The 26,275-nt window shown below is 46.2% G+C and carries 27 protein-coding genes and 1 tRNA gene; 4 read left to right on the top strand and 24 right to left on the bottom strand.

Annotated features, from left to right (window positions below; genetic code table 11):
- Positions 1-94: 94 nt before the first annotated feature.
- The 7 genes from NWF04_01520 to NWF04_01490 form a co-directional block, all read right to left on the bottom strand.
- Complete coding sequence (locus NWF04_01520; protein ID MCW4005268.1) at positions 95-2,410, bottom strand: hypothetical protein; 2,316 nt, start codon at positions 2,408-2,410, stop codon at positions 95-97.
- A gap of 2 nt (positions 2,411-2,412) precedes the next feature.
- Positions 2,413-3,759: a hypothetical protein gene (locus NWF04_01515; protein MCW4005267.1), complete on the bottom strand. Its 1,347-nt coding sequence runs from the start codon at positions 3,757-3,759 to the stop codon at positions 2,413-2,415.
- Between the two features lie 165 nt (positions 3,760-3,924).
- Entirely contained in the window at positions 3,925-5,022 is a 1,098-nt protein-coding gene (locus tag NWF04_01510) for a hypothetical protein (protein ID MCW4005266.1), read from the bottom strand.
- A gap of 182 nt (positions 5,023-5,204) precedes the next feature.
- Positions 5,205-6,158 carry a phage major capsid protein gene (locus NWF04_01505; protein MCW4005265.1) on the bottom strand — a complete coding sequence of 318 codons (954 nt, stop codon included), beginning with the start codon at positions 6,156-6,158 and terminating at the stop codon, positions 5,205-5,207.
- Positions 6,159-6,162: 4 nt separating this feature from the next.
- Positions 6,163-6,591, bottom strand: a complete 429-nt coding sequence (locus NWF04_01500) for a DUF2190 family protein (protein MCW4005264.1) — start codon at positions 6,589-6,591, stop codon at positions 6,163-6,165.
- Positions 6,592-6,675: 84 nt separating this feature from the next.
- Positions 6,676-7,656, bottom strand: coding sequence for a hypothetical protein (locus tag NWF04_01495; protein ID MCW4005263.1), 981 nt, complete (start codon positions 7,654-7,656; stop codon positions 6,676-6,678).
- A 222-nt stretch (positions 7,657-7,878) separates the two neighbouring features.
- The gene (locus tag NWF04_01490) at positions 7,879-8,211 is read right to left on the bottom strand and encodes a hypothetical protein (protein ID MCW4005262.1); all 333 of its coding nucleotides are present in this window, start codon (positions 8,209-8,211) and stop codon (positions 7,879-7,881) included.
- A 404-nt stretch (positions 8,212-8,615) separates the two neighbouring features.
- On the opposite strand from NWF04_01490, the gene NWF04_01485 reads away from it, so the two are divergent.
- Entirely contained in the window at positions 8,616-9,497 is an 882-nt protein-coding gene (locus NWF04_01485; protein ID MCW4005261.1) for a nucleotidyltransferase, read from the top strand.
- 10 nt (positions 9,498-9,507) lie between these two features.
- Complete coding sequence (locus NWF04_01480) at positions 9,508-10,110, top strand: hypothetical protein (protein MCW4005260.1); 603 nt, start codon at positions 9,508-9,510, stop codon at positions 10,108-10,110.
- 197 nt (positions 10,111-10,307) lie between these two features.
- On the opposite strand, the gene NWF04_01475 is transcribed toward NWF04_01480, so the two are convergent.
- The 9 genes from NWF04_01475 to NWF04_01435 all read right to left on the bottom strand — a co-directional run bounded on the left by NWF04_01475 (position 10,308) and on the right by NWF04_01435 (position 16,008).
- Positions 10,308-10,493 (bottom strand): hypothetical protein, encoded by a 186-nt coding sequence (locus tag NWF04_01475; protein ID MCW4005259.1) that lies wholly within the window; start codon positions 10,491-10,493, stop codon positions 10,308-10,310.
- An 80-nt stretch (positions 10,494-10,573) separates the two neighbouring features.
- Complete coding sequence (locus NWF04_01470) at positions 10,574-10,960, bottom strand: hypothetical protein (protein ID MCW4005258.1); 387 nt, start codon at positions 10,958-10,960, stop codon at positions 10,574-10,576.
- Between the two features lie 387 nt (positions 10,961-11,347).
- The gene (locus tag NWF04_01465; GenBank protein ID MCW4005257.1) at positions 11,348-11,533 is read right to left on the bottom strand and encodes a LuxR C-terminal-related transcriptional regulator; all 186 of its coding nucleotides are present in this window, start codon (positions 11,531-11,533) and stop codon (positions 11,348-11,350) included.
- 3 nt (positions 11,534-11,536) lie between these two features.
- Complete coding sequence (locus NWF04_01460; protein MCW4005256.1) at positions 11,537-12,094, bottom strand: hypothetical protein; 558 nt, start codon at positions 12,092-12,094, stop codon at positions 11,537-11,539.
- Positions 12,095-12,243: 149 nt separating this feature from the next.
- Positions 12,244-12,888 carry a hypothetical protein gene (locus NWF04_01455; GenBank protein ID MCW4005255.1) on the bottom strand — a complete coding sequence of 215 codons (645 nt, stop codon included), beginning with the start codon at positions 12,886-12,888 and terminating at the stop codon, positions 12,244-12,246.
- A 319-nt stretch (positions 12,889-13,207) separates the two neighbouring features.
- Positions 13,208-13,561 (bottom strand): hypothetical protein, encoded by a 354-nt coding sequence (locus tag NWF04_01450; protein ID MCW4005254.1) that lies wholly within the window; start codon positions 13,559-13,561, stop codon positions 13,208-13,210.
- A 249-nt stretch (positions 13,562-13,810) separates the two neighbouring features.
- Positions 13,811-13,889: transfer RNA gene (locus NWF04_01445), tRNA-Lys, on the bottom strand.
- Between the two features lie 240 nt (positions 13,890-14,129).
- Positions 14,130-14,477: a PadR family transcriptional regulator gene (locus NWF04_01440; protein MCW4005253.1), complete on the bottom strand. Its 348-nt coding sequence runs from the start codon at positions 14,475-14,477 to the stop codon at positions 14,130-14,132.
- A gap of 238 nt (positions 14,478-14,715) precedes the next feature.
- Positions 14,716-16,008, bottom strand: coding sequence for a CdvA-like protein (locus NWF04_01435; protein ID MCW4005252.1), 1,293 nt, complete (start codon positions 16,006-16,008; stop codon positions 14,716-14,718).
- Positions 16,009-16,469: 461 nt separating this feature from the next.
- Here NWF04_01435 and NWF04_01430 point away from each other — a divergent pair, with 461 nt between their 5' ends.
- Together NWF04_01430 and NWF04_01425 are read left to right on the top strand one after the other, a co-directional pair.
- Complete coding sequence (locus NWF04_01430; GenBank protein MCW4005251.1) at positions 16,470-16,583, top strand: alpha/beta hydrolase; 114 nt, start codon at positions 16,470-16,472, stop codon at positions 16,581-16,583.
- A 333-nt stretch (positions 16,584-16,916) separates the two neighbouring features.
- A complete protein-coding gene (locus tag NWF04_01425) occupies positions 16,917-17,999 on the top strand; it encodes a hypothetical protein (GenBank protein MCW4005250.1) in 1,083 nt (360 codons plus the stop codon).
- Positions 18,000-18,188: 189 nt separating this feature from the next.
- On the opposite strand, the gene NWF04_01420 is transcribed toward NWF04_01425, so the two are convergent.
- From NWF04_01420 to NWF04_01385, 8 genes are all read right to left on the bottom strand, one after another.
- Positions 18,189-18,959: an ABC transporter ATP-binding protein gene (locus NWF04_01420; GenBank protein ID MCW4005249.1), complete on the bottom strand. Its 771-nt coding sequence runs from the start codon at positions 18,957-18,959 to the stop codon at positions 18,189-18,191.
- On the bottom strand, positions 18,959-19,960 hold the full coding sequence (locus tag NWF04_01415; protein ID MCW4005248.1) for an iron ABC transporter permease: 1,002 nt from the start codon (positions 19,958-19,960) through the stop codon (positions 18,959-18,961). Before NWF04_01415 ends, NWF04_01420 begins: the two co-directional genes overlap by 1 nt.
- Entirely contained in the window at positions 19,947-20,822 is an 876-nt protein-coding gene (locus NWF04_01410) for a class I SAM-dependent methyltransferase (protein MCW4005247.1), read from the bottom strand. Before NWF04_01410 ends, NWF04_01415 begins: the two co-directional genes overlap by 14 nt.
- A 1-nt stretch (position 20,823) precedes the next feature.
- Complete coding sequence (locus NWF04_01405) at positions 20,824-21,849, bottom strand: ABC transporter substrate-binding protein (GenBank protein MCW4005246.1); 1,026 nt, start codon at positions 21,847-21,849, stop codon at positions 20,824-20,826.
- 235 nt (positions 21,850-22,084) lie between these two features.
- Positions 22,085-22,822 (bottom strand): aspartate dehydrogenase, encoded by a 738-nt coding sequence (gene nadX, locus NWF04_01400; protein MCW4005245.1) that lies wholly within the window; start codon positions 22,820-22,822, stop codon positions 22,085-22,087.
- A complete protein-coding gene (locus NWF04_01395) occupies positions 22,819-25,299 on the bottom strand; it encodes a valine--tRNA ligase (protein ID MCW4005244.1) in 2,481 nt (826 codons plus the stop codon). The genes nadX and NWF04_01395 overlap by 4 nt, the downstream gene beginning before the upstream one ends.
- Before the next feature lie 207 nt (positions 25,300-25,506).
- Positions 25,507-25,863 (bottom strand): metal-dependent hydrolase, encoded by a 357-nt coding sequence (locus tag NWF04_01390; protein ID MCW4005243.1) that lies wholly within the window; start codon positions 25,861-25,863, stop codon positions 25,507-25,509.
- 12 nt (positions 25,864-25,875) lie between these two features.
- Positions 25,876-26,115, bottom strand: coding sequence for a hypothetical protein (locus tag NWF04_01385; protein MCW4005242.1), 240 nt, complete (start codon positions 26,113-26,115; stop codon positions 25,876-25,878).
- Positions 26,116-26,275: the final 160 nt, after the last annotated feature.

Genomic DNA, 26,275 nt, shown 5'->3' with positions numbered 1-26,275 from the left:
ATATCGTAAACGTGACAATGTATACGGCAAGTTAAAAGCTCAAAGAAAGTCATCGCCATCTGTAGTGTTCTGCAGAAAGCGAAAACAAAAAAAGTTAAAGGAAATCTCGTATGTCACGATATTGAAGGTATGCAAATCCGCTTTTTGCCATTTCCCCTATCTTGTCAGCAGCAAAGGTTGTTAGTGGCCTTCTTACACCCATTCGAGTGGTATTCCATCGGAGCCTTGTGAACCCTAGTATGCTTTTGCACACGTTTTCTATCTCTTTTTCATCTATCTGGTCTTTTGAGTTTAGAAGAGATATGTTCACTTGTGTTGGTTTAGGTGTACCTAGTCCACCTTCATACTTTCCTTGACTTTTACCAGTAGTGAATAGAAGCACGCTTTTTTTGCCTAAGGTGAAATATGTAGATCGATCGGCAACAAAGTCGGAAGAGTCTAATGCATAACCTCGGTAGTGATGCCCTTCCTGCAGATGCACCAGTATACATGGACAAGAAGCACCCGCTTCCTTAAGACCTTCATAAATTCCTGTACGTTCTCTTCTATCAAATTCGAGCTGACGATGAATAATTATCCTTCTTGGAAGTACACCTACCTCTGAGCGATACCGCTCAACCGTACCTGCGATCAGATTTTTCATAAACGCTGAATCAACATGCAAGCTGTCGAAACTCTCACTCATGCCCTGATGCAGTGCACATGAGATGTACTCACCCATGGAGTTGAAGATGTCTGCTGTGCCCACAAAGAAACTGCTAGGCGAAAAACGGTTGGCCTGCTGTATTTTTGTCTGTATCCCAATATAGCAGTCTGTATGCTGTAGAAGGCTATTATCAATCTTCCAAGGCGTCCCACCAGCTTTAGCATACAGCGATATAGCGAAGTTCCAAAGTAAAAATGAAATCCAGCGGTCTGCGTTAGCTCTTCTTATTGTGCTTTCCTTTACAAACTGAGATGCAAAGCCATGCTGATAGCATAAAGCTTTCAGCTCAAAGTATGCGGTTGAATAGTCTGGGAGAATGACAAACGCGATGTGGCTTTTCCCGTCTATCTTTGTTCGAAGCGTTGAGAGTTGCGATCTATAGTTTATTGTTGAAGTGTTGGCTATCGGATAGTAGAGTGCGGTTAGATTTGAATAGAATGGCCCCTTAGAGGAAGAGAAACCTGCAAAGCCTGTACAACCTTGCGTTAGGTATCTGATGAAAGTCCTAGCCTGCTGCTCGGATGGGGCAGGACATATGACATGAAGAGTAATTGTTTCTGGATGATAGGATGTCCGCGGGTTATTTCTTGAATAAGGTCCATCTTGCTCTAACGCAGTTTTAGCATTGACATACATGGGTGCGTTTGTAACTACAACCTTGGGTTCCCCGATGAACTTTGCTTGTCCCAAAGCCTCCGATGTCTTTGCTTCGCCTATAGGCAGTACTTTTGAGCTGCATTGAATATCGATATGGGTCGAGCCAAATGGAACCTCAATAGCTGGTTTGCCTTCAGCAAGATGATTAACAAAAGCCAACGTCAGGTTCCGTCTGTCAATGGATTTTTTAAGTGCTCTATTTTTTACTATTGAATAGATGCCGAGATTGGCAGGGTGTCCTTCAATAAACAGTATGTTCGCTGGCAGAACTATCTTTTGTTGCCGTTTTACATCTTCAACTTCACAGAACTGTTTTGCTGTCTTTACGCAGTTAGTTTTAGGTAGCCCTGGGTCATCAACTAAGCCTACAAACTTCATAGCCCCACCGCGAAGCAGTTCACAGCCGCCACTCTCACTTGAGTCTTGCATGCAGATAACAGCAAGGTATGTGTTTGCTAACACCTCTGGTGAAGCGCTGCTAAAGGGGATAAGTACCTGAAGCTTGGGATCTATTACTAGGCTAATCTTGCCACCAGCCAATATATTCAGTCTATAGAAAAAGCTTTCAACAAGGCGCACAGGTGTTCTGTTGCCTTCAGTGTACTCTACTAGCTTGTATTCTGTCTCATTATAGTGTAAAGTTTCAAAAGACGGAACAGCTATTCTGTCGCCACTACGGCGAAAACGCACAGCATATCCCCTTTTGCCCATGAAGTCCTCAAACCAGTAATACAAAAGGTTTCTAATTATGCGCAAATCAGTTGTAACCTGAAGTGTTGTCTGATATTGGTTTAGTATGTCAAAGTCTGCATACTTGTCTAAGAGCGGTTTGAGGTCTTCTTTAATTAAATCGGGGCCGTCCAAACAGTAAATGTTTTCTCCATCCAGAAAACCGTTCGCCCGCTTCCTAATGAGCCTATGTGCTTCTTTTATGAACTGCCCTTGTTCTGTGATATCATTAATGCTTGGTAGCCTGAGGTTTATTACACAGCAGGGTATGTTAGCTGGTATCTGTCCTTCAAAAATGTTGGTTTCAATAGCTGACATGATTATTCTCCAATTAGTTTTCGCCAGAAGGTACTTGATTTGAATGTTAATGGGATACGCGAGGCTATGGCAAATGCAAGTTCAGGGAATATATAACGCAAGAATCTAGTTAGCCCAGCAAAAGCAAGACCAAAAGACGCCGTGTAAATTATGGCTGTTAAAGCTATCTGTTGTATTATGTCTTGAGCGGCTATAGTTGTGCTAAGCAGAACACCCATCTGCCAAATTGCCGCTAATGATAAAGTAACTAATGCGCTGGCAAGGATGGATTCATAAGTAATTACTCTCCTAGTAGGAACAGGTAGGGTGGGGGTCTCGAAATATGATGCAACCTTTTTGTAATCGCGCTCAGGAACTAGATGAACTACTTTTTCGCCTAAGTCGTTTATCGCAAGGACATATGTGGATAGTACAATCAGGTCTATTCTGCCAAGTATGTCCAGTAGTCCTTTAGAAGGAATTTCGGTTGTTAGTTTAATTGTTGAGTCTGAGAATTCTATATCACGAAGATAGAGGCTGCTTCCTAGTTCTTTGAGTCTGTTTTGCATTTCACGCTTATCGACGCCTGCTCGTAGTAAAAGTAAGGTATCCAATATTTCCTTGCTTATTTTTTTATCAAGCTCAGTTAAGTGGCGTTTTTGTATGATGGCAATTACCTGTCGCTTAGCAGCTTCAAGTAAGGCTGGGTCTAATTTGTTTGCCTTTCGCCATATAGCAAAAGCTACCAATAGGTGTGCCAGCTCTTCGTCAGGCAACTTATCGAGGTTGTTAATAAATACGGTGTCTTTCAGGACTCTATCAAGATACTTTTCTGATACTAGCACTGCAAATGGGTCAGGTTTGATTACAGAAGTTGCATCTAGCATTTGAATGGCTTCTTGTGCATACTGGGAGAGTTCTGTTTTCTGAAGGAAGTAAGCAATATAACTAGCTACTTGGGAATTTAACCAGTTTCTTGACTTAATAAACTCCAATATCAGCTTAAAATTAGCTATAAGCTTGGGTTTACTGTGCCAGAGTTTGTCTCTGGATATAAAGGGGAAAACTGCTATAAGGCCACATAGCTTGCGAGTATGCACATAGTTTGCCATCACAAACTCATCTTCAAGCGCACGAACTATATTGTTTCTTAGGAGATTCATCGCTCCTTTAAGTTGATCGACTAAACCTTGTGAAGAGAGAGCGTGCATGACCCATGCGGTGGGGTATAACCTTTCATCGAGTGATTCTGCCGTGCCCCATGAGCCATCTTCATTTTGCAGAATCAGCAATATTCTATCGATTTCATCATATTCCGGGTCTATCATCTTGGCATGTTCAAATGTCACGCGCACTACGCTCGCCTGCATATTACTACTTTCCAGCCGACAGTCCCCTGAATAGATTATAACCCAATAGAATTACTGTTTAAACTAATAGCATTTTCTAAGTACTCAACATTGAAGTGTATACTTTTTAGGATGCCATTTATTGGCTCTGTAATTTAACGTATTTCAGTACTGGAGTCTACTTTTTTAAGGAGATGTCATTTTTGGGTCATCCCATAGCTCCCAACCTAATATTTTAATCGCGTTTTTGCGAAACTCCTCAGGACGAATTAGTCCTTTGTCTGCGGCTCCAATCAAGTCTGAAGCTGAAATCTCAGGCGTTTCGGGATTGCCAAAATTTAATCTAACCTTCGCCATAGCAGCATCAAACCCAGCTTGACCAAGAATGCTTGTAAAGATTTCCTTTTCGACTTGGCGTTTGATGTAGCGCTGGACGGGTTTTATGAGCATATCTTGCAAGTCTAAGGCAGCTCTCGCTGACGCTTCGGTGAATCCTGGTGTGCTGAACAGCCGTGGCAGGGGCGTTTCGCAGCCAAGATAGAACTGGTCGACCATGTGGTCGATGTAATACTCGAAACGTGCCCTTGGGTCAATAGAAACTGGATAAACGCCGACGTTTTTGGAGCCGCTAAAAAGCCACTGGCCTTCTTCTGGGCGATTTTTAATCGCAGATTCGTACTTTTTGATGGTGTCCTCTTTTTGCCCTTCAAGCTGCACAACGACGTCGGGTCCAGCGTACTTGACAAAGATGTTTGGCAGAATTTTCTCTATCTTAGCTTTCATCCAAGCGTAGGATGGGCGTTTATCGGTGTCAACGGTTAAGGTGTGCAGTAGAACCTGCAGCAAACCAACGCCGAAACCCGACGGTATATCGCCATTTAGGCGCCAGTGGATGACTGCTTCAGGTTTGAGTTCATTTCCAGCATTACCACCGTAAGTGCTTGAAAGCTGATAACCCGTAACTTTGTAGGGGACTTTTAGGTTGGGGACAGTGCTTAACCCGATTTTTTGGACTGCGTCGATGGGCATGCGAAGAGTATCGGTTAGGTTTTCGGGTGTGAGTTTTAGCCAGAAGTCGTTGCCGCAGCCAATCAGAGGCTTTGCCATTTCGTTAAGTAAGCCGTCTAAGTTGATGTCTTCGCAGAACTTGTCTACGGCTGCTTTGGCTTGGGCGGCTTTCTCGTATTTTTGGTCTGCCGTGGTGTAGAAGCCCATGCCAACCGTTGAAGCTGCAAGCAAGTCCACGCTGCTCTTGCAGGTTGGGTCTCGGGCGTAGAGCTTCATAACGTCGGCTAGCGGAATGCATGATGTGTCAAAGAACACTCTGCCTTTTGGAGATGCAACGCCTGAAGCGGGTGCATAAGAGAGAACCTCAAGGATTTTCTTAACGACGTTGCTCAGGACTTTTCACCTCAAGGATTTTTGTTGGTCAAAAAAGGGGGATTTTTGCATGTGTCAATCAGCGCCTAAGTTAGGGTGGCTTTGATGTTGGTCATTTTGGCAACTGCTGTTGAACGTAAAACGCCAGCGCCGAATCGTGTGGTTGCTCGAACGCCGTATTTGCCGGTTTTGATGTCTTCCCAGTCCTCAACGGTTATGTCTCTGCGTAGAAGCATAACGGAGGCGACGCGGGTGTCTATTGCGTATGCTGTGCCGTTTGGAACAAGAGTGCTAGCCTGTACCTGCATGCCTAAGACGTTTCCGATGCTGCCTTGCTCAATGTCGGTGTCACTGCTGGGTAAGTACTGTGCATGGACAAACTTGTCATCGTTGAGAAGTTGATGTAGTTGTGTTTCGCTTACTGCCAGCACTGTGGGACGCCAGTTTGCGCTCCTAACGGCATCGTGTAGTTGTAGCAGTCCTGTCCAGTCCAATGGTTCGTTGCCGCCGTTGATGGGTGCTCCGCCTGCCAAGTCAGCGTCCGCAACTGCCCCATAGAGGGCTATGATTGCTTGAGTTTCGTTTAGTCCAAGTGCTCTGCCGACTTTCTGCACCATGTTATCCATGACATTCCAAGTGGCGTCTTCAAGAAACTCCCTTGTCCACTCCTCGGAAGCGTCCGCAAGCACGTTTGTGTAGACGTCTACGGTGCTGTTCTTTTTGCCGCTTAGCCTTGTTACTGAACCTTCAGAATAGCGGTAAGCAACTGCATCAGTGTCGAGAGGGAAGCGCTCCATTGTTTCAGAGGTGGGCGTGACGGTGATGATGTTTCTGCCGATAAGTTCAGGAAATGCCGCCTGCACCAGAGTGTCATGCATTCTGCCAAGTGCGCTTGTCATGTCGCTAAAGAGACCTTCTTTTATGCCCATTGCAACATAGCGTTTTACGAAGGGATGTTCGGTTTTTTGCTTGAGTTTCTCGTAGACTTCCCGCTGGTCGCACGGTTTAGCCATTAAAGCTTCAAAGAGTCTAGGCTTCAAGCTATCACTTCTCCACATCAATGAAAATCAAATCGCCGTCAGCTACTGCGGCTTGGAGTGCGGTTCCTAGTTTGCGATTGTAGTATACTGTGTAGGTTGCTGCTCCGCCCTCGTTTACTGCTTGGTCAACGAATTGGGTAACTTTTCTGCCTGCGGCGCTGCATACTGCTTTGCCGCGTGTTATTGGTCCGTTGGCTGTGACTTTGACTCTGCCCCGCTTAAGCACTCCACACATTGCGCCTGCTGCAACGGTTTTGACTGCTATGCCTATGGCGTCGTCTCCGCCTGGGCTTTCAGAAACCTTATCGTCAGAACTCAAATGCACAGGTGAGCCTTTGGTGACCGCCGCTTCAGCTTCATACGATTCAATAATTGCTTCTGGGTCGTCTGTTTCGCCGATTGCCATCCAGCTTTTGCCAGATCTATCAGTCAATCCAAATCAAATCGATTCTTTTCTTTGAATTTCCCAAAGTTCGTCCTTTGGTACTCTTCCCCACAAAAGTGAGCGTAAACACAGCTAGCCGCCTCCCGCCTTCTGCTCTAGCTGCTGAACTACCCTTCGCAACTGCTGACACATACGCTGTGGACCTAAACTCCAACTGCGCTGAACCATAGGAGAAGGCAGAACTGCCTCAATCAGTTGGGTCGCTTCGGAAGTTGCTATCATTTTAGGCGGGTTTTTAAGCAAACCACCACCGGGAAGCTGCTTGCGAAGGTCTTCAAGGGTTCTTTGTGTCTCGGTTAGTTCTATTTGGAGGTTCTCGCTTTTTTCTTGAAGGTTGCAGACGGCGCTTTCGATTTTTAGTTCTCCAGCCGCTGAGCACAACTTTTTGAGGGCTTGAACTTTTGCTTCAGCGGAAATTTCTGTCTGGTCTAAACGTGATAGGGCGTTTCGGACATGGTCAGCGTCCAAGTTGCCCTGCGCATTCTTGTACGGCAAGTGACGGAGACTTCGAGGCACGGTTTTGTCCTGCTCATCTTTTTGGCCGTCAGCCTCGATGTATGCAAAGCATTCGTCGGGCAGGTTGTTGATGTATTCGGTGTCCCACTCTGCCTCTTGAATGCCCGCTTTTTTGAGGGCTTCAGTGACTTTATCGCCTACGAGCTTTTCTAAAACTTGCACATTGGTTTCAGGAATACCGGGCACTGCAACTAAGCTAAGCTCAGCGTTGTGCAACCCATGGGGAACCTTACCGTCTACAACATCGACCGCTTCATAGTCAGCGGCGACGCTCACATGCTGAACTAAGCCTTTGCGAATTTTCTCAGCCGTCATCTCATCGTAGATTTCTGCCTCATACAAGAGGTTATGCCCGTCCCAATCCGTCTTTGTGACCTTGCCGACGGCATTAGGAACAGCAACATGCTCAATGTAGACAGGCGCATTAACCAGCTTGCTTGAGAAAGCCTGCAGTTCCTCAGAAGTATAGATATTGAGGTTTCGGCTCATGCCCGTGCACATGGCCACACCCCGAATGCAAAGGGGCTTATCCGACATAGCTTCAATAACCTTGAAAGGTAAGAGCGAAGCAACATGCTCCCTAACATGCTTACAATCCTTACAGCCAGAGCCATCCTGAGACATACCTAAATCGCCAACAAACAATTCTACAACTATGCATTAATGGCTTGAGAGCCTAAACACGATAATATCAAGAAAGCGATAATGTAAAAAATAGCCAATTTAGCAAGGATGCAACCCCAAACCAAACCGAAAAGTTTACTCTTTATTTCTTACGCTTTTCGTCACTTTAACCGCGAACCCAGCACATACGTTGAGAATCGATAACCAAAACAGGGCACCATAGAAGGTTGAGTAGTCGATATCAATCATATTCGTTCCATGGAGAAGGCTGATAGATAATTCCCTGGGAAAAAGTAAAAATGAAAGTAGCATCAAAGCGCCGATTAGCATTAAAAGATAGCCAAACCCCAACTTTCTAAGCGCTTTTGATTGTGGATAAAAAATTATAGCGATGCCTGACGCGGCAGCAATGTAACCTATAGGGAGCATGAAACCCCAAACAACCCCTGAAACATAAGGCTCAGCCATCGTGTTGTAAATGCCGAAGGGAACGAATAATATAGCAACAAGTAGCACACCGTAAGCTACACGAAGAAACCTGAGCACTGAGATGAACCAACCAAGTAAACTATGTGCCACTTAAAGATTTATCATTTTCTTAGTTAGCCGATTTAAGAACAGATTGTAATAAACACGACTAATAATTTGAGTAATGGATTATTCCATGCAATGAAGCCACCGATTACACCGCCGGTCACTTGAGCAAATGGATTCACCATGCAAGCGTGTTATTAGCGGTTGCACTTATCTCATTCTCAAATAGACTCTATGCAAATTTGCTAAAGCTAATACTATCAACTTAGCGGCGACTTTACTTTAACAAAACTTAAATTTGCAGACAATCAAATAGGCGGTCATTCGGGTTAGTCGAAATGGTACTTTCAGAGGCACAATTACAAACGTGGTCTAATAAAGGGGCAGTTACTACATCAATCAACGCTCATCAGTCGATAAGAACTGCATTATTATCGGATAATTCCCCAATCAAAGGAAGGACGATGGATTTTTACCTTCAGGGTTCATACAAAAACGACACCAATGTCAGGGGAGATAGTGACGTTGACGTTGTTATCCAATTGGATGATGTTTTTTACAGCGACACCTCACAATTGAATGACGAACAACGAAACCTCCACAGAGCAGCATTTCCTGACGCAGCATACAATTATTGGAACTTTAGAGCAGATGTACTTAAAGCACTAACTGATTACTACGGGATAGCGAAAATCAGGGCAGGAAATAAATCTATCAAACTTGCCGGTGACACAAACAGGGTCAATGCAGACGTCGTGCCGTGCGTTCAATATAGACGGTACAAACGCTTTCAAAACATAACAGACCAAGATTATGTGGAAGGAATGTTATTTTTTACACAGAGCGAGCAACGGCAGATTATCAATTACCCCAAAAAACATTATGAAAACGGTTGCACAAAATCGGATAAAACAGACGGCTGGTTTAAACAAACTGTTCGAGTCCTCAAGAACGCACGCTCAAAACTGGTTGACGATGGAATAATCGCTGAAAACCTTGCCCCTTCTTACTTTGTAGAATGCCTAACTTACAATGTTCCTAACGCTATGTTTGGTGGCAATTGGCAGTCTACTTACTATAACTCACTTAATTGGTTAGCAAAAGCAGATTTCAATAATTTTGCTTGCCAAAGCGAACAAACATACCTTTTCGGTACCTCACCTGAGCAATGGAACATAACTAACGCTAAAATACTAGTTGAAAAGCTTCTGGCACTATAGGTGGACATTGTTGCATGATTATGCAATAGACTCAAATGAGCGGTTTAAGGTTGCACTCTGCTTAGCAATCGCCAGTATATTACTGATGACAGCGGTTCAAGGGGCACTAGACCACTTTAATTTACAAGTTCCTTGGTGGATTGATGGGATTTCAGTTTTTGGCCTTTACGGTTTATTTCTTTATTTTTTCGATACATACATCTGGAAATGGCGATTTACCAAAATCGTTGGACTTGTGAAGGGACCGAATATTGCTGGAGTCTATGAAGGAACATTAGCGTCGTCTTATGATAATTTCAAAAATCCAATTCCTATCTCCGTAGAGGTCTTCCAAACTTGGACAAAAATTAGTATCAATTGGAGAACAGCTACATCGAGCTCTCGAAGTCTGGTAGCATCAATCATTACAAACAGTGAACCAAACATACTGACTTACCAATATCTGAATGAACCAAAAACAAGCGCCCCATCAACAATGCACATGCATAGAGGCACGGCAATTGCTGACATTACAGGTGGCACGTTGAACGGTGGTTGCTATTCTAACCGTGATCGACAAACAACTGGTCAATTCGAGCTTAAGAAAATTATACCTTCAAAAAAGAGCGCCTAACCCTATTTACGTTTAAGGCCATCAGCAAATGATAGATCAGCTTTGGCCTGATCGATCTTTCTAAGAGCAGTCTTCCGAGCACGGTAAACGTTTGGCGTCTCTTTCCTCAACTTCTTGGCAATTCGATAGTCACTCAAGCCCTTAAAATCAACATATACCGTGCCCTTATTTTAGTCAAAGACCCGCAGAATTAAGCATTAATGGCTTGAGAGCCCAAACACGACAGTATCAAAAATACGATATACAAGCAATTTGCCAAGATATCCTTCCCAGCGAGGGTGGGAGAAGTAGTCGTTGTCGCCCATGTCTTTGGAGTGCAGGTAAGCGACGGTTTCTAGTTGCATGTTGGCGGTGAGTGGGGTTTTTTGCCGAGGCGGGCGCAAGACGGCGTTTCCAAATTGTCCGCTGGTTATTGTGCATATCGATTGTCAGAAACCATAAAGAAAAGGAAAGAGATGCTTAGTTAAAAGCCCATCATTATGCTTAAGCCTAAGCCGCTGCCTATTCCAATCGCTGTCAGCAGAAAAGCAACGATAACAAGGACGATGGCGACAAAGGTAATCACGGCTAGTATAGCGATGGCGAATGCTTTGAGCCAGCCGCAGTCAAAGAAGTGCTTGATAAGACCCAGCCAGACGATGAACATGATTATCGACGAGATTATGCCGCCGCCGAAGTACCCGACTATGGCGCCTATGACTACGCCTAAAACGACAATCCAGATGGCGTCAGTGAATTTTGCGTTGTGTTTGCCTGCTATTGCTCTACCGACAAGCCAAAGTACGGGTGCAAGAACGATTACGGCAACGAGTATTTGTATTAGAATTCCGATTAAGTCCAAAGATATCACTAATCTCTATTTGCCTTTGGGTTTTTAAATCAATCGCTTACCCAATCGGCAGCATTCGGTTTGAAGCCCATCGCGGTTGAGTCAGTTACTTAACGGGGTTAAGTTCGGGTGTATTTGTGGATACTTGACGGCTATCGTGCTTGGTTTTCTGCTTGTGACAACCTGCACAACCAACCTGCAACCTAAAGCAGACGCAGAAGCAGAAAAGTAGCCGCCTAAAAGCCCCTTAGAAGTAGTTGTGCACACGAACCCATCCAGCATTTGTCATGCCTATGCACAACTTTGAAAACGACCCACAGGAAATCAAACGCAAAATAGAATGATCAACAAATACTCAGGCGGTTTTACTGCAAATCGAAGAGACCTTCAATTTTTAATTTAGTTGGACTACCCGCGTTTAAGTCCCTCAATAAACTCTAAATCAGCTTTAGCGCGCTGAATTTTCTTTAAAGCATTCTTTCTACAGCGAGTCACGTTGGGTGTTTCCATCCTAAGCTTGCGCGCAATTCGGTAATCTGACACGCCCTCAGCTTTCAAACGCAAAATTGCCTTCTCACGCTCAGTCAACGCCAAACGCTATGTCTCCTCTTCAGAAGCGCTATGTAGAGTTACGCCTTGGGATAGCAAGTCCTTCTCTGATGCTTTGTAGGCGTCTACGCCAAAGCTTGTCATAGCCCAGCACCAACCGCGCCGCTCAACAACCACCGAATCCAATTCCTTAGCCAGCCGCTTATTCATGCGTTCAATCCGTCGGGTCACCTGATGCCGGGCAATCTTGAATTCAACCAATTTAGCGGCTATATCTTTAGGCAGTAATCCGGGAGAGCCTGCCTCAAAGAGGAGCTGAAGGATTGCCGTGTCAACTTCATCTTGGCAGGCTGCTTCCTCGATAAGTGACTTATCAAAATGCAAAGAATCCTTCAAGCCTGCAAAGATAACCCTAAGCAGTAGCTTGATTTCGGCGATGTCTCGGTCGAGTTTCTTGTCCTTGGCAAGTAGGTACTTGAGTTTTCCAACCTTGTCGGCTTGGCTGCGCTTCTTTTTCTCGGTTTTTTGGGCTGAAACTGGCTTGTTTTGAACGGGCTTATCGCTTGTTTCCATGTCAAAATGCGCACTCCAAGGTTTTCGCTCCATGAAGGCAGGCAACTTTTAGCGCTCTGGCATCTACACCAAGCAACCGTAGAAAAGCAACTTCCAAAAAGCATGGACTTTTCCCATACACTCGGCATACCGCTAAAAGTGCTTTTGAACAGGTTTTAACAGCCAAAAACATGAAACTACAGCTAGGAAACATAGCTTTTTCCTCCCTCTCCTCCGGTCTTAGGTCCCTCTTGAGTACCGCCTTCAAAGTTTCCTACGAGCCTGCCCAAGGCATCTGCAACCTTGGCTAAGTCGCAACCCATCTTCTCCAACTTTGCAAGACTGCCAGAAATTCGCTCCAAATCACCAAGCGCAGTCTCTACTTGTCCTTCCAGCTTTTTGACACGCTCCGGCATCAGTAAATACTCGACTGCGGCGTCACGGCCAAGATGGTCCAGTTCTCCTTCGTCTTCGCCTGGGCTATCATCAATCAACCGCTTAGGTGTGCTCACCTCAAAATAACGGTTTAGCAAATTGGCTACTGGGTCGTCGATGCCTAACTCATGACGGTTGTTAATTGTTCCCTGCCCCAAAACACAACCATACTTACTCATCAAACCTTGAGCGACGCGGTCAGCCAAGTTCTTAGCCAACGTTACCAATTCACCCGGACTACGACCGTAGAAGGTCTCAACATGCACAATCCAAGAAGTCGTCGTATGCCTAACCTTGACGCCTTGCTCTAACCCCAAAAGAGCTGTCCAATTCTGCATCTCAATCCGCCTAAAATCCCCAGAAGGATAAACGCCCTCACGCAGCACAGGATACTTGAAAAAACACCGATGCAACCGAAACACCCCACTACTGAAGAGGACGCCCTCACAGGATATGAGAAAATTTTGACCTCGCTCCGTCAACTCATAATCGATGATGTTACTGCGCTTTAATCGACGGATTAGACCTGCCTTTTCCAGCTTCTTAACATAATAAGCGACATGCTGGCGCTTCCATCCACGGGCACGCCCTATCTTGGCAGGATACATCTTGACTTCGATGCCTTTGAGGATTGGGATGACGCGGGAGCGGACGGTATTGAAGTCAAATTTGACTTTTGACTTTAAACGCGAAATATTTTGACTTCTACCCTCAGCGCCAACCAAAACATTTTCACCTCAGCTTTGGAACCACTTTTTCTCTGATTCTTTCCCTAAGAGCCTCTATGCCGTCGTCGAGCTCTGCCAAACTCAGCAACCGTTTATCATTAAACTCAGCTAGCGCTGCTCTCAAGGAATCGCGGTTTTCAACAGAGTCTCTTATGCGAAAAAACGCCGAAATACCTGCCCTGCCTTCGACGACTACTAGCGCCACCATGACCTCAAACTCGGCGTTTTTAGCGGTTCCAGGCGCAAAATAGCAGTGCTCCAAATATTGCCCAAAGCCGCCGTTATAGCCAAAAACAATCCAGCGTTCATCAGTCAACCAATCAAGGGCGTTTACCCTGCTAAGGACCAGATTCAACATAACCCTCCTTACGCTGAATTTTCTGGCCGCTGCCTTTGAAGACTGAGCAGGCTTCGCTGGACGCTATGCGATTAATTGATTTTCTGCCCTGCATCGTGGGCTCGGTGCAGCGCCCGCACCAAAAGACACAGTCCATGCAGTAGAAAGTTCTAGAGTCTGAATGTGCCCAGGCAGGGTTTAAACTATCTGGTTTGGGTTGTTTGGAAAAAGAAAAAGTTGGGTAGAAACAGGATAAATTCTTAGCGTGTGTGGCGGGCCCGACGGGAGTCGAACCCGCGACCCTCGGATTAAAAGTCCGATGCTCTAGTCCTGACTGAGCTACGGGCCCTATGGATGGAATGCTTGCAGATAGTGAGACGACAAAGGGGTTTTTTAGCGTTTCGATTGTAAAACGTGAAAACCAGAAAAACGGCGGCTGAATGGGGGGTTTAGGGGGTAAAAGCGGGGGTGTTGAGTGTTTTTGGAGGCGTAAACGCGGGCGAGCCGCAGTACACATAGCGGGGGAACACCAAAAAGACAAAGCGTTAGGTATTGGTTGAGGATAGCCAAAAAATGGTGGGTTGGGAGGTTATTGTACTTTGAGGAAAGAGGTTACGAATTTTCGTAGGTCTTGGTTGGTGTTTAGGATGGTTGTTATCATGTTGTTGCCTTTTGTTGTGAGTTGGTAGGTTCGTTTTCTTTCGTTCCAGACGCCTTCGATGAGGCTGTTTCGTTCTAGACTGTATAGAAGGGAATAGATTGTTCCTGAACTTATCAGAAGCTGGAATTTGTTGTGGATATAACTTATTATGTCGTAACCGCTAAGAGCCCCGTTTCGAAGCTCACTTAGGATGATTACGTCTAAGAAGTTCTTTATGATTCGTTCATTCATTTTATCTATTATTTTTGCGTTTGATTTATCGATGATTGTAACCACTTCGGATCACCAGATGTCCCTGCAATTGTTTAGATAGTTCAATTCGGATGTAAATATTTAACCATTATTCGGATTTGGAATCAGAAGTTATAACAATTTTTGTTGTGTTTAAACAAAACCATCAAACACGCAGCGTGCCCAGGAGAAGGGAAACGTAGCTGTGGATAGAAAAAGCACAAAATTGGGCGAAAAAGCAAAAGAAGAGAAAACAGAAAAGAAAGAAGAGAAGGGGAGCAGGTTATTGCTGGTGTTCTGTGTCGTTATCGGATATAGCTTCGACTTCGTTCAAGGTTTCTTTTGTTGAATGAGTCGTATCCTGCAGAGTTTCTGCGTAGACCGCGGGGGCGTCTTCGGCGGCTAAAGTTTCTTCTTGCGCCTCTTGTTGGGGCGCGTCTTGTAAAGGGTTTGCTTGTGCCACCTCCTCGGTTGCGGGGGAGTCGTTGATTTGGGGGGCTTCGAGTTTGATGGGGTCTGCTTGGATTATTTCTATTGTGTCGACTTCGGGTTCCATGGGGGTTTCTTCAACTACGGGTTCAGCGTCCATTTGCTCTTCTGCCATGGGTTCCTCAATTGGGGCTTCCTCGTCAAGGTCGGGGGACGCATCCATGCTTTCAGTGTTCTCAACTTCAGGCTGCTCTATTGCCTGCTCATAAATTTGCTCGTCAACTGGAGAGTCCTGCTCAACTGCGGATTCATCTTCCACGGCAGGGGCAGATTCTTGGTTTTCAAAAACCGCAGGCTCTTCAACTGCTGCTGGTTCTGCCTCGTAAATAGCTTCAGAAGAATCAACTGCCTCAACAACGGGTTCCTCCAAAGAAGCTTCTTCCAAAGGAGCCTCAGCAGAGGGTTCTTCGATGGGGGCTTCTGCGACGTAAGTTACGGTTTCTTGAACGTAGGTTTCTTCTGTTTCAGCGGGGGCATCGTCCATGACTACTGGTTCTTCGGGTTGGTCGAAAACGCAGGGTTCATCTGTGAAGGGTGTATCTGCAGGTTCTTGCAGGGCGGGTTCAGGAGATGTTTCAGGCTCTACTTCAGTAGGAGCAGCAGCTACCATCTCTTCAATGTTTTCCTCGGGTTGTTCAGGAGCAACTTCGGGAATTGGTGAAACCTCTTCAACTGCGGGAGCTTGGGGCGTCACCAAAGGAGTGCAAAGCTGGGTTACAGCCTCTTTTACGGTTCCCAACTCGTTGCGGGTTATGTCAAGAGCGCGTCCAAGAAGGGTTATTTCCATCTGGTAAGTCTCTTCGTCTAGCTCACCAGTGACATGCTGAATTTCATAATTGGCCAGAAGCATTTCTAGGGTTTTGATTTGGTTGTCGAGTTCAGAGGTTTTTGCCTGCATTTTTTGCAAAAGCTCGTTTTGTTGCCGCTCAATTTCTGCAAGAGCAACTTCTATGTCCTTGCCAAAAGTCTCATGGGTAGACTCCGAAATCTTACCCGATTCAAGCAAATTGTCCAACGCCTGTTTCTTTTTCTGGGCTAGCTCATATTCTTCGTTTAATTGGTTAAAGGAAAGTTTCCACGAAATCATATTTAGGCACCAGCAAAAACTACACACTAAAAAGAGATAACGTTTGTTAACATGCACATATATCGCTCATTGACAAAAACAGTTTTTCACAGCATAAAAATCGAAACCATACATACAAAACACGACCCCAACCAAGCGGCTAATAGCATTAAACAATGAAATTTTTCAAGGAGCCGCCAAACACGTCAAGGCAGTGTGGCATCCTTTATCTAAATTCCTTGTCTACAAACTCGCTTTTATATGTTAATCCCAACAGCACACCAAACACGCCCAAAAACAACACCTAAACACGAATCAGAACACACAGCAGGTTACTGCATTTTCAGCCTGCCAGCTTCCTACCTACCCTATAGGTTTTATCCATTTGGTTTTTGGGTTGCTTTTGTTGTTTAGCTTGTATTTCAGGCGTTTCTTGCGTCCCAAAAAGGCGATAAAAGGCGTGAAGAGTCAGGAAAAGGCACATCGCTGCAGAGCAACTCAAAGACCTGCTGCTCGCCCTCATAATTGTAGGCGAATATGATTTTCTAAAAGATGAAGTTGAAGCATACGCACACAAACTTCAACACAGGCGTTAAAGTCACAGCCCCAGATGCATGAGAATAGCCATACACAACTTCGCCATGCTAAACCCAATCACCAACGCCGTCCAACCCAAGTAGCCATAGCCATAGCCAACAGCTACCTCAAAAAACACCATTAACCACATTAACTCCATCCAATACGTCCTTGTTTAATATGTACAAAATTTCACCAGAAAGAAGTTCACCAGAAGGACAACAAAAAGAAAACACAAGCAGGTAATGGGCGTTTTTGTGGCATCTTCGGGTTTATTAGTATCCCCTGAGCACAAAACTAATTAGGTTTTTGACTGCAAAAACCGACAAAGAGACAATTAATAGCCTAATCGGATGACAATGAAGATGCAACTAAGAGCAGAAGATATTTTTCCAAGATCCACTAAACCGGAACAAATTCTTAAGGAGCTTGCTGATTTAACTCAGTCTGCACTTAAAGGAATCTTTCCCGCAAATGAGGACATTATAAAATACATTAGCAATTTCAAAAAGCCTCAAAAAGCAAGGTTGTTTCTTGAAACTGGAAGGTATTATCACTTAGCAAAAAACTATAGTTGTCCAATATGCTTTCCGCCAAAACGTTTAGAAAAGTGTCCAAATTGCAGAAAAACCCTTGAAATGCCTTCATTTTTGGTTTTAATTATGATAATTTCGATAATGGAAAGACTATCGCAAGGGGAGAAAACATATCAAGAGTTCTATACATGGATGGGCACAAAGAAAGCACGTAAAAAAGTTCAAGATTTTTTGGAGAAAGACGAAACTAAGAAAGCGGACGTTTTGATTGAAGATTTAAGAGAGTGCTGGTTGAAAGAATATGGGAGTACTACAAGGATAACGGAATTTTTCAAAAACTTCCTAACTAAAGAAGAGAAAATAGAAGTCGTCAAGTCAATCAGATATGTCTTCAAAGTGTTTGAGTTACCACCCAAAAGTTTTGATAACAGTGGAGGTAAAAAAGAAATAGCAGAAATACTTGACAAATGGGAAGAGGTTGTTAATAAAAAACAAGAAATAAGCTTTCAGTCAGACCAAGACATTTTTGACTATATTGAGAAAAATGATAATAAGAAAACGTATAAAGTTTTACCCATATGCTTCAATGAAGAAAGATTTTTGGAGTGTTACAGCAGAGATATCTATGGGCGAGGAAAAGGATACTGCAATTATAATCATTTATGCAAGCTAGGCAAAGATTCAAAAATTCTAAACGACTGTTTCGTGCAAACTGTTAAGACAATTTATGATTGGCGAAGTAAATTTGTCCATAACATGAAAATTCCGCCAATTAGAGAGACATCCATGGTTAGCGATTCTTATGACAACAAATTAGTTCTGGTTGAATTAACTACGAAATCACTTAAGCCAGTTTTTGAAAGAATGATTAAAAGGTATTTCGACCAATTTCAAAAATAGCTTAAAACAGAACGCGCTTTAAGTCCAATAACATACAATCACAAGTCTTTAAAAGAAAGACCAAAAATAACACGCCAAAAGGAATGTCATAGTTATGCCCCCCCATGAAGCCCATAAAAAGACATAGAGAGACAACAAAGGTTTGAAAAGACAACAACATGCAGTTTTAAATGGGTAGAAGTTGGAGGGTTAGGTTTGTTTGACTGGAATGCAGATTTTGGTGTTGTTGACGTAGGCGATTTGGATGTTGATGCCGTAGATTTGTTTGAGGTTTTGTTCGGTTATGACGTTGTCGGCGGGTCCTGTGGCTATGAAGTTGCCTTTGTCGATTATGGCTACGGTGGAGGAGAGGTGGAAGGCGTGGTCGGGGAAGTGGGTGGTCATGATTATAGAGAGGCCTTTGTCGGAGAGTTTTTTGATGAGGTCGAGCATGCGGATTTGGTTTCCAAAGTCTAGGTGGCTGGTGGGTTCATCTAGAAGCAGGATTTTGGGTTGCTGGGTGAGTACCATGGCTATGAGGGCGAGTTGGCGTTCGCCGCCGCTTATGTTGGTGTAGGGTTTGTCGGTTAAGTGGGAGATGCCTAGCAGGTCAAGGTTTTCTTTGGCAAGCGCGTAGTCTTTTTTGGAGGGGGATTCGGCTAATCCAAGATGCGGCGACCTGCCCATGACGGCTACTTCAAGCACGGTGAAGGGAAAGGTGGAAACGTGGATCTGCGGCAGAAAACCCATGTACGTGGCTAGTTCTTTTCGGCTAATGGCGGTTATGTCTTTGCCGTTTACGACGACGTTGCCGCAGTCGAGTTTTTGCAGGGCGTTTGTGCATTTGAGCAGGGTGGATTTTCCTGAACCGTTAGGTCCCAAGATGCACAGTATCTCGCCTTGCGAGAGGGAAAAATTGACGTGTTCAAAGACCTTCTTTTTCCCGTCATACGAATACGCAGCGTCAGTAACTTGCAGCATTAGGACCACCCCGCTTTTGCTTTCCACAGCAGGTACGCGAAGAAGGGCGTTCCCACAAGCGCAGTCAAAATTCCCAGGGGCACTTCGCCTGAGATGACGGTTCGGGCGATGTCGTCGATGACTAGTAGGTAGCAGCCGCCGATGAGTAGGCTAACTGGGAGGAGTTTTTTGTAGTCGGGTCCAACTAGCATTCTGCCGATGTGGGGGATGACTAAGCCGACCCAGCCGACGACGCCGCTTATGCAGACTGCTGAGGCAGTTGCGATGGTTGCGCAGGCTACGACAAGGCTCACGAGAACTTTGAGGTTAATTCCTAAGGAGCGGGCTTCGTTTTCTCCCATGGACAGTATGTTTATTCTCCATCGAACCAGCATCAACCCAACTATCCCCACCAAGATGACGGGGATTGCGGGGAGCAGGTTTTTGACTGTCGTGGCGGACAAGGAGCCCATGAGCCAAAAGACGATTTCGGGGAGGGTTTCTCGGGGGTCGGCAACGTACTGCATAAGCGAGACCAGTGCGGAGAAAAATGAGCCGACGATGATGCCTGAGAGTACAAGTGTGAGAGTAGAGGAGCCTTTGTAGATGCGGCTCATGGCAAAGGAGGCTAAAACGGCTATGATGCCAAAGAGGAAAGCGTAGCCTTGGATAAGAAAGGTGCTGCCTGCCATTGTTATTGCTAAAGCTGCGCCAAAACCTGCCCCTGACGAAACGCCCAGCTGGTAAGAGGAAACCAAAGGGTTTTTGAAAAGTCCCTGGAAAGCTGCTCCTGAAACTGCTAACGTTGCACCCACCAAGATGGCAGCGATTACGCGGGGGAGGCGCACGTTGAAAATTACGTTTACGGCGGTGCTGTCTGCGGTGTTGCCTAAAAACAGGGTGCTAAACACGGTGTCAAGGGGAATTGAGTATCTGCCCATTGAGATGGAGGCTAAAAACAGTAGAATGAGAAGACCAATTAGCAGAGCCAGAAGGGCAGGGTAGCTTTTAATTAGTTTCATGGCTTTTTGCCTTGTTGTGGTTTTGTGTTTTCCACCAGTAAACGCCCCAGGTCTGGTTGGCTTTGAAGAATCGTTCTTGGCTTTGTTTTAGATGCGTTTGGAACGCTGTTTTTTCTTGGGGGGTTAGGTTCACTGCCCAGCCTACGCGCCTTATGGTGAGGTTCTTGTCGATGTTTGGGTTGGTAAAGTGCAAGGTGTCGACGTTGGGGCGAAGACCCATCTGGTAGAGCATGTTGTGCAAGATGGTGTAGCTTGGCCAAGGGTGATGCTGTTTTCCGATACTTTTGAACGCTGCCGAGTAATCGTGAACCGCTGCGGGGAAGCTAATGTAAACACGTTTTCCCACTTGATTCATTTTTTCTATTGCCGTGGCAAGGTCCCAGCTTAACTTGGGTTTGCCGTCCACAAAGGATTCTTGGATGCCAAGCAGGTTTATAGAGTTAGAAGAGAGCACGATGTCGTAGTTGTCGGCTATGTCTTCGCCGATGTGGGTTTCAAGCCAGAATTTGTTGACGTATTTGATGTTTACTACGCCTTCGCGCGCCGCGTTTTGCTTGAGTATGTTGAGCATGCCCGGGGATATGTCGACTACGGTTACTGTTTTGGAGAGTTTAGAAAAAGGAAGGGCGAGAACGCCTGGTCCGCATCCTATGTCGAGTATGTTGTCGGTTGGTTGGATGTTTATGAGTTGGTTGAGTGCTTTGGGGTAGTGGGGGCTGGAGTGTTGGAGGTAGTCTTTGGCGTCGTTGGGGTGCCATCGTTTTAGGCTGCCGTTTTGGTCAAGCGCCACTCCTGTGCACTTGTCCATCATGCTGCGCCAGAGTTCGTGCCAGAGCAGGGGTGCAGGGCGTTCTTGGTTCATTCTAAAGCTGTGGTCCTGTATAGTTCACGCCGTAGACTGCCTGATAGAAGCTGTTTGCTTCCTGGTTAATGTCGATGTCACTATAGTGGTCAGGATAAAGCTTTGTTGACATCCATTCTATGGCAAAGATAGCCCGCAAGGAGCCAAAGTCCCAGCCTGCCTCGGCGATAGAGTAGACTTTGCCGTCGCTGATTGCCGAAACGGATTGGATGCGTTCGTCATGCAAGATTTCATCAGTGTTGACTGCTTCTAAGGTGAAGATTACGTCGGGGTTCCAGTCAATTAGTTGTTCAGGAGAGATTTCAGGGAGCCAAGTGGTGATACTTTCTGCTACGTTTACGCCTTTGGCGGTGACTATTTGGAAGTGCTCAAAAGTGGTTGAGCCGTAAGCGTGGTACACGTCGTGAGAGCAGAAGTACGCAGAAACCTGTTCAGCCACGGAGATGTCGCCAACGTGGGAGTCTATGGTAGATAGGACGCCTTCAATGTGGGGAATGACTTGTTCGGCGCGTTCGGTTTTACCTACGACTTCAGCGACGATTCTAAGATCACGGCTAAAGTTTCCGATTTCTTCAAAATGCGCCACTACAACTGTGAGGTTGGCGTTTTTTAGGGGTTCAATCCAGCTGAGTCTGCCGTAGCCGCCGATGAAAACCACGTCGGGGTCTAAAGCGATGACTTCTTCGACGTTTACTGAGCGCCCAGCAACAGGAGCAGTAACGCCTAGCAGTTCAGGGCAGATTTGGACGTTAAAAGCGCCGTAGCCTGAACCGTCGGTTGTTTGCTCGTCCACACCAACTATTGTATCTTCCGCGCCCAGCACAACTAGCATCTCAACAATGCCAGAGCGCAAAGCCACCACACGGTTAACCTCCATGGGGATTTCAACAGTTTCGCCAGTTGAGTCAACGACCGTACGGGTCTGCGGTTCGCCGCCTTCAGGGGAACTAGACGAGTACAGGTAAACACCCGCTACGCCGCCCACTGCGATAATAGCAATTATTACAACTGCAAGTAAAGTTTTCATTTAATTCACCGTTGTGTCCCCAGATACAAAACGAAGTGCTAATAAATCTATCTAAAAAACAAGACAAAAAACAACAAAAAAACAGCGTTATACCCCAGCAAACCAACTGACCGCCCAAAGAAAGTTTAACCCACCCAACCCAAGGCGCACCAGGGGGCATCCGCGCAATTCACGAATGTCGGGCAACTAACTACAGCTACCGCAAACTAATCCACATACTCTAACCTAACCTACCTTAGACGGCAGCCAACAAGTCACGCAGCAGTTTTATAGCTGACCATGCAGCCAAAGCGCTGGTTTTGGGGTTTTCAGGATGCGGACTGTTAGCAAACCGCAGGTGCATCTCGCCAAATTTCCAGTTAACGTTAATTTCGTGGGTGTTTTTTTGCATGGCGGGGTCGGCGATAACGGTTACTTTGACTTTTGAAGGCTTGACAGCTAAGGCTAATGTGGCGGCAACGTTCATCTCACGCGGGAACTGGCGTGCAGCTTCTTGAGCGTCCCCCTCATAGATTACTGAGGCGGTGGCGGGCGGGTTTTTTAGGGCTTTAGGGTTTTTGTGGGTCGTCAACGTAACTTGCAACTCGCCTGTTAGGGCGGCGCTGGCTATGGCGTCTAAGCCTCCGATGGCTCCTGAAGGAACATGCAGCCTGTTTGAGGTTAAGTCTAAATCCAGCAGGGCACCCGTGCTCATGACAATAACGTCTATTTCTTGCTCTACTAGTTTTTTTGCGTAGTCGCGTACTGCCTGCTGAGAAGCTGCTTCAACCACCACCGTGGGACGGCGTTTTAGCAATTCTTCGAAGCTATCGACGATGGTTACGGGGAAACTAAGGAGCCGCTTTAGCTGCTGGGCTTTGGATGCGTCAACGTCAAAAACGATTAGCTCGTCGCAGACTACAAGTTTGCGGTCTATAGCCTCTGCCAAAACCGTACCTATCGCACCACAGCCAATCAACCCAACGGTTTTCATTTCTTTTTTGCCTCGCCGTGCTGGGCTACAAAATGCACCTTGGGGTACTGAGCAAGTTCCCTGCCCTCGCCCTCGGCGGCTACGACCTCGAACGCTTCAACCTTGCAAGCGCCCACTATGTCACTTTCAGCCGACAGCAGAGCCTTTGCCGCCTCATCACTGCCAGCGTAAACTTTCAGCTGCAGAACAGGCGTATTCAAAGACAAGCGGTTTTGTGCTTTTTCACGCCGAACTTCGCCGATTAGCTCCACGACAAGGGCGCCTTGCTTTTCTGCTTGCTCATCTACCAATGCCGCTTCAACTTGGGGCCAGGGGGAAGTTTGCAGGCTACTGTAGTTCTTGTCGGGGGCGTACATGGTTTGGTAGATTTCTTCGGTCAGGTGCGGGGTTACGGGTGAGAGCAACTGGAGCATGTGGTAGAGAACGCTGTAGAGGGTGTACTGGGCAGCTACGCGTTTTTCTTGTCCGTGAACCTCGGGGCGGTAGAGGCGGTCTTTTACGGCTTCCACGTATGAGTCGCAGAAAACGTGCCAGGTAAAGTTGCGCAGTTCTTCAACTGCCATGTTGAATTGGCATTTTTCAAACGCGTCGGTTACGTTTTGGATGAGCGTTTGCATTTTGCTTAGCACCCAGCGGTCTAACGGCTCAAGCTTCACGTCTGCGGCTGCTGTGGGCGTGTAGTCAGCAAGCAGTTTACTGGTGAAGCCCGAAACGTTCCACAGCTTAACAAGAAAACGCCTGCCGTACTCTACATCGGGGGCACGGTACGGGATATCTGAGCCTGTGGCTCCTCCGCCTGCTGCCCACTGCCTTGTAGCATCTGCACCGTACTGGTCAAGAACCTTAGGCGCCGCAACATAATTCTTAAGCGACTTGCTCATTTTGCGCCCGTCCCCGCCTAGGACCATGCCGTTAATTAGGCAGCTCTTGTAGGGGGTCTGGTCAAACAACGCCAAATGCCTAACCATCAAGTAATAAGCCCAAGTGCGGATGATGTCAATGCCTGAAGGGTGCATGTCTGCGGGGAAAAGCCGCGTCCAGTCTTCACGGTCGGGCCAACCCGCGTGCACGGCGCAGGTTATGGAAGAGTCCATCCAAGTGTCGAAAACGTCGGTTTCACCGTTGAAGTCGGTGCCGCCGCATTTGGGGCACTTCTCGATTTTGGGGTTTTCGAGTTTGGGGTTTATGGGCACCCAGTCGGGTCCAGCGAGGATGAGTTCGCCGCAGCTTTTGCAGTACCACACGGGAATGGGCGTGGCGAAAAGGCGTTGGCGGCTAATTACCCAGTCCCAATCGAGGGCTTTTGCCCAGTCGATGAGGCGTGATTTCATGTAATCGGGATACCAGATGACTTCGTTGGCGGTTTTTTCGACCTGCTCGGTTAGGCTGCGGGTCTTCATGAACCACTGCTTGCGCTCTAAGATTTCCACGTTGGCTTTGCAGCGGTCACATTTGCCGACCTGCTGGGTAAGCGGCTCAACTTTTTCCAAAAGCCCCTGTGCCTTCAAATCTTCCACAATCGCCGCCCGAGCCTGACTCACAGTTAATCCAGCGTATTTGTCACCGCTCTCCGAAATCCGCCCGTTCTCAGATAAAAGCCCAATTGTGGGGAGCTTGTGTTTCATGACGGTTTTTACGTCTTCTTTGTCGCCGTAGGTGCAGATTTGAACCACGCCCGTTCCAAAGTCGGGGTCTACGCTTTCTTCGGCGATGATTGGGACTTTGCGGTTGACGATGGGGACTATGATGTTTTTGCCGATGTACTTGTTGAAGCGTTCGTCTTTGGGGTTGACTTCAACGGCTACGCATGCGGGTATGAATTCGGGGCGTGAAGTGGCAATTAGTAGGTGCTCGCTGCTGTCTTCGAGGGGGTAGCGGATGTAGTTAAGGGTGCTTTCTCGGGTTTTGTAGTCGACTTCGGCGTCGGCTATGGCGGTTTCGCATCGGGGGCACCAGTTTACGGGGTGGGTGCCGCGGTACATGTAGCCTTTCTTGTGCAGCAGGATGAAGCTGAGTTGGGTGCGGCGCCAGTAGTCGGGGTCCATGGTGCGGTATTCGGTGGACCAGTCGATGCTGCAGCCCAGTTTGAGGATGCCGTCTTTCATCATACCAATGTACTTTTCAACAAGCTCTTGGCACCAGCTGCGGAACTGAGCAGGTTCCACATCACGTTTACGAACATCATGCAGCTTCTCCACCTGAATCTCTATGCCCAAGCCGTGACAGTCCCAACCCTGCGGAAACAACACGTTAAACCCGCGCATACGCTTGTACCTAGCCACCATATCAAAATACGTCCAGTTCAAAACGTTCCCCATGTGCAACTCACCCGACGGATAAGGCGGCGGAGTATCAATACTAAAAGGCACCCGCTTCGTGTCGTTCCAGTCGTAACGGAAAACCCCAAGGTCCTCCCATTTCTGCTGCCACTTACGCTCAATCTCTATGAACTTGTAATCCTTAGGCAAAGGCTGCATACAACATGCTCCACATCAATACAATGCGATAGCAAAACCCGAAAACACCCTAAAAACATTACCGTAAAATTGTATACAAAATTTGGGTATTTTAAAAAAAATGTAATTTTGTACAGATTCTTGCGGTACACTCGCGTGTGAATTTAATCAGTAACAAAAAGAGGAAGGAGAGTATTTCATCTAATGCCGTTTAGCACAACAGATTTCCTAAATTAGCAGAGGTATGCTTTTTGGTGTTGTTCCATCTAGAACAAGGTGACTTGAGTAGGCTAAGCCAAGAGAAAGAAGCCACGCTTTTTGATTTTCGGTGAGCTGTTCAGTTTGCAATATTTTGTTGTTGCCAAGGGCTATTAAACCCAACGTTGTTCCACTATGAAAGACACTTCGATGATTGGGGTTAGTTGCGGGTTCAATTACGTCTGGAAGCACTGCCACTGCCGCTCCGACTGCACCTACTGCAAGCATCTCCCAGAAGTTTATTTCCTGATTTTTGTACAGCTTGTAAAACAAGTAGAAAGCACCAGATACTAAGCCTCCGCATATCGCATGATTTTTCAGGTTCATTTGTTCACCTCCTCAACTGTCACCGCCTAAGATTTCCGCAATTGCCGCGATTCCAAAAAGAAGCAGTAAGAACCCAACCAGATTCCCAAGCGCCGTATCGCTATTTCGTTTTTTAGCCTTTAAGTCAGCCAAGAAGCCACCCACGATCTTGTCAACCATTTCACTTCGGCTTGATGCTGCACCAAGTCTTACAAGTTCGTCAACTGCTTTAAGGTGGTCATCGCGCAATGTTATTAGAACTTTTTCAGGCATTCATCATCAATATCCTAAAGATATAATAAAGATATAACCACAAATCCCAAAGATAAGCATTATTAACGGCTTTCACTCAAAAATACAGCAGCCACATGAATAGAATAAGCAAAACTATACACATGAAGTTCTGAACATCCAAATTGCACAAAAACGTTTC

The organism is Candidatus Bathyarchaeota archaeon, from assembly GCA_026014465.1.
In the GTDB taxonomy this organism is placed as follows: Archaea; Thermoproteota; Bathyarchaeia; order Bathyarchaeales; family Bathycorpusculaceae; genus JADGNF01.
The sequence above is the reverse complement of the archived record's forward strand: the minus strand, read 5'-3'. Positions and strand labels throughout refer to the sequence as shown.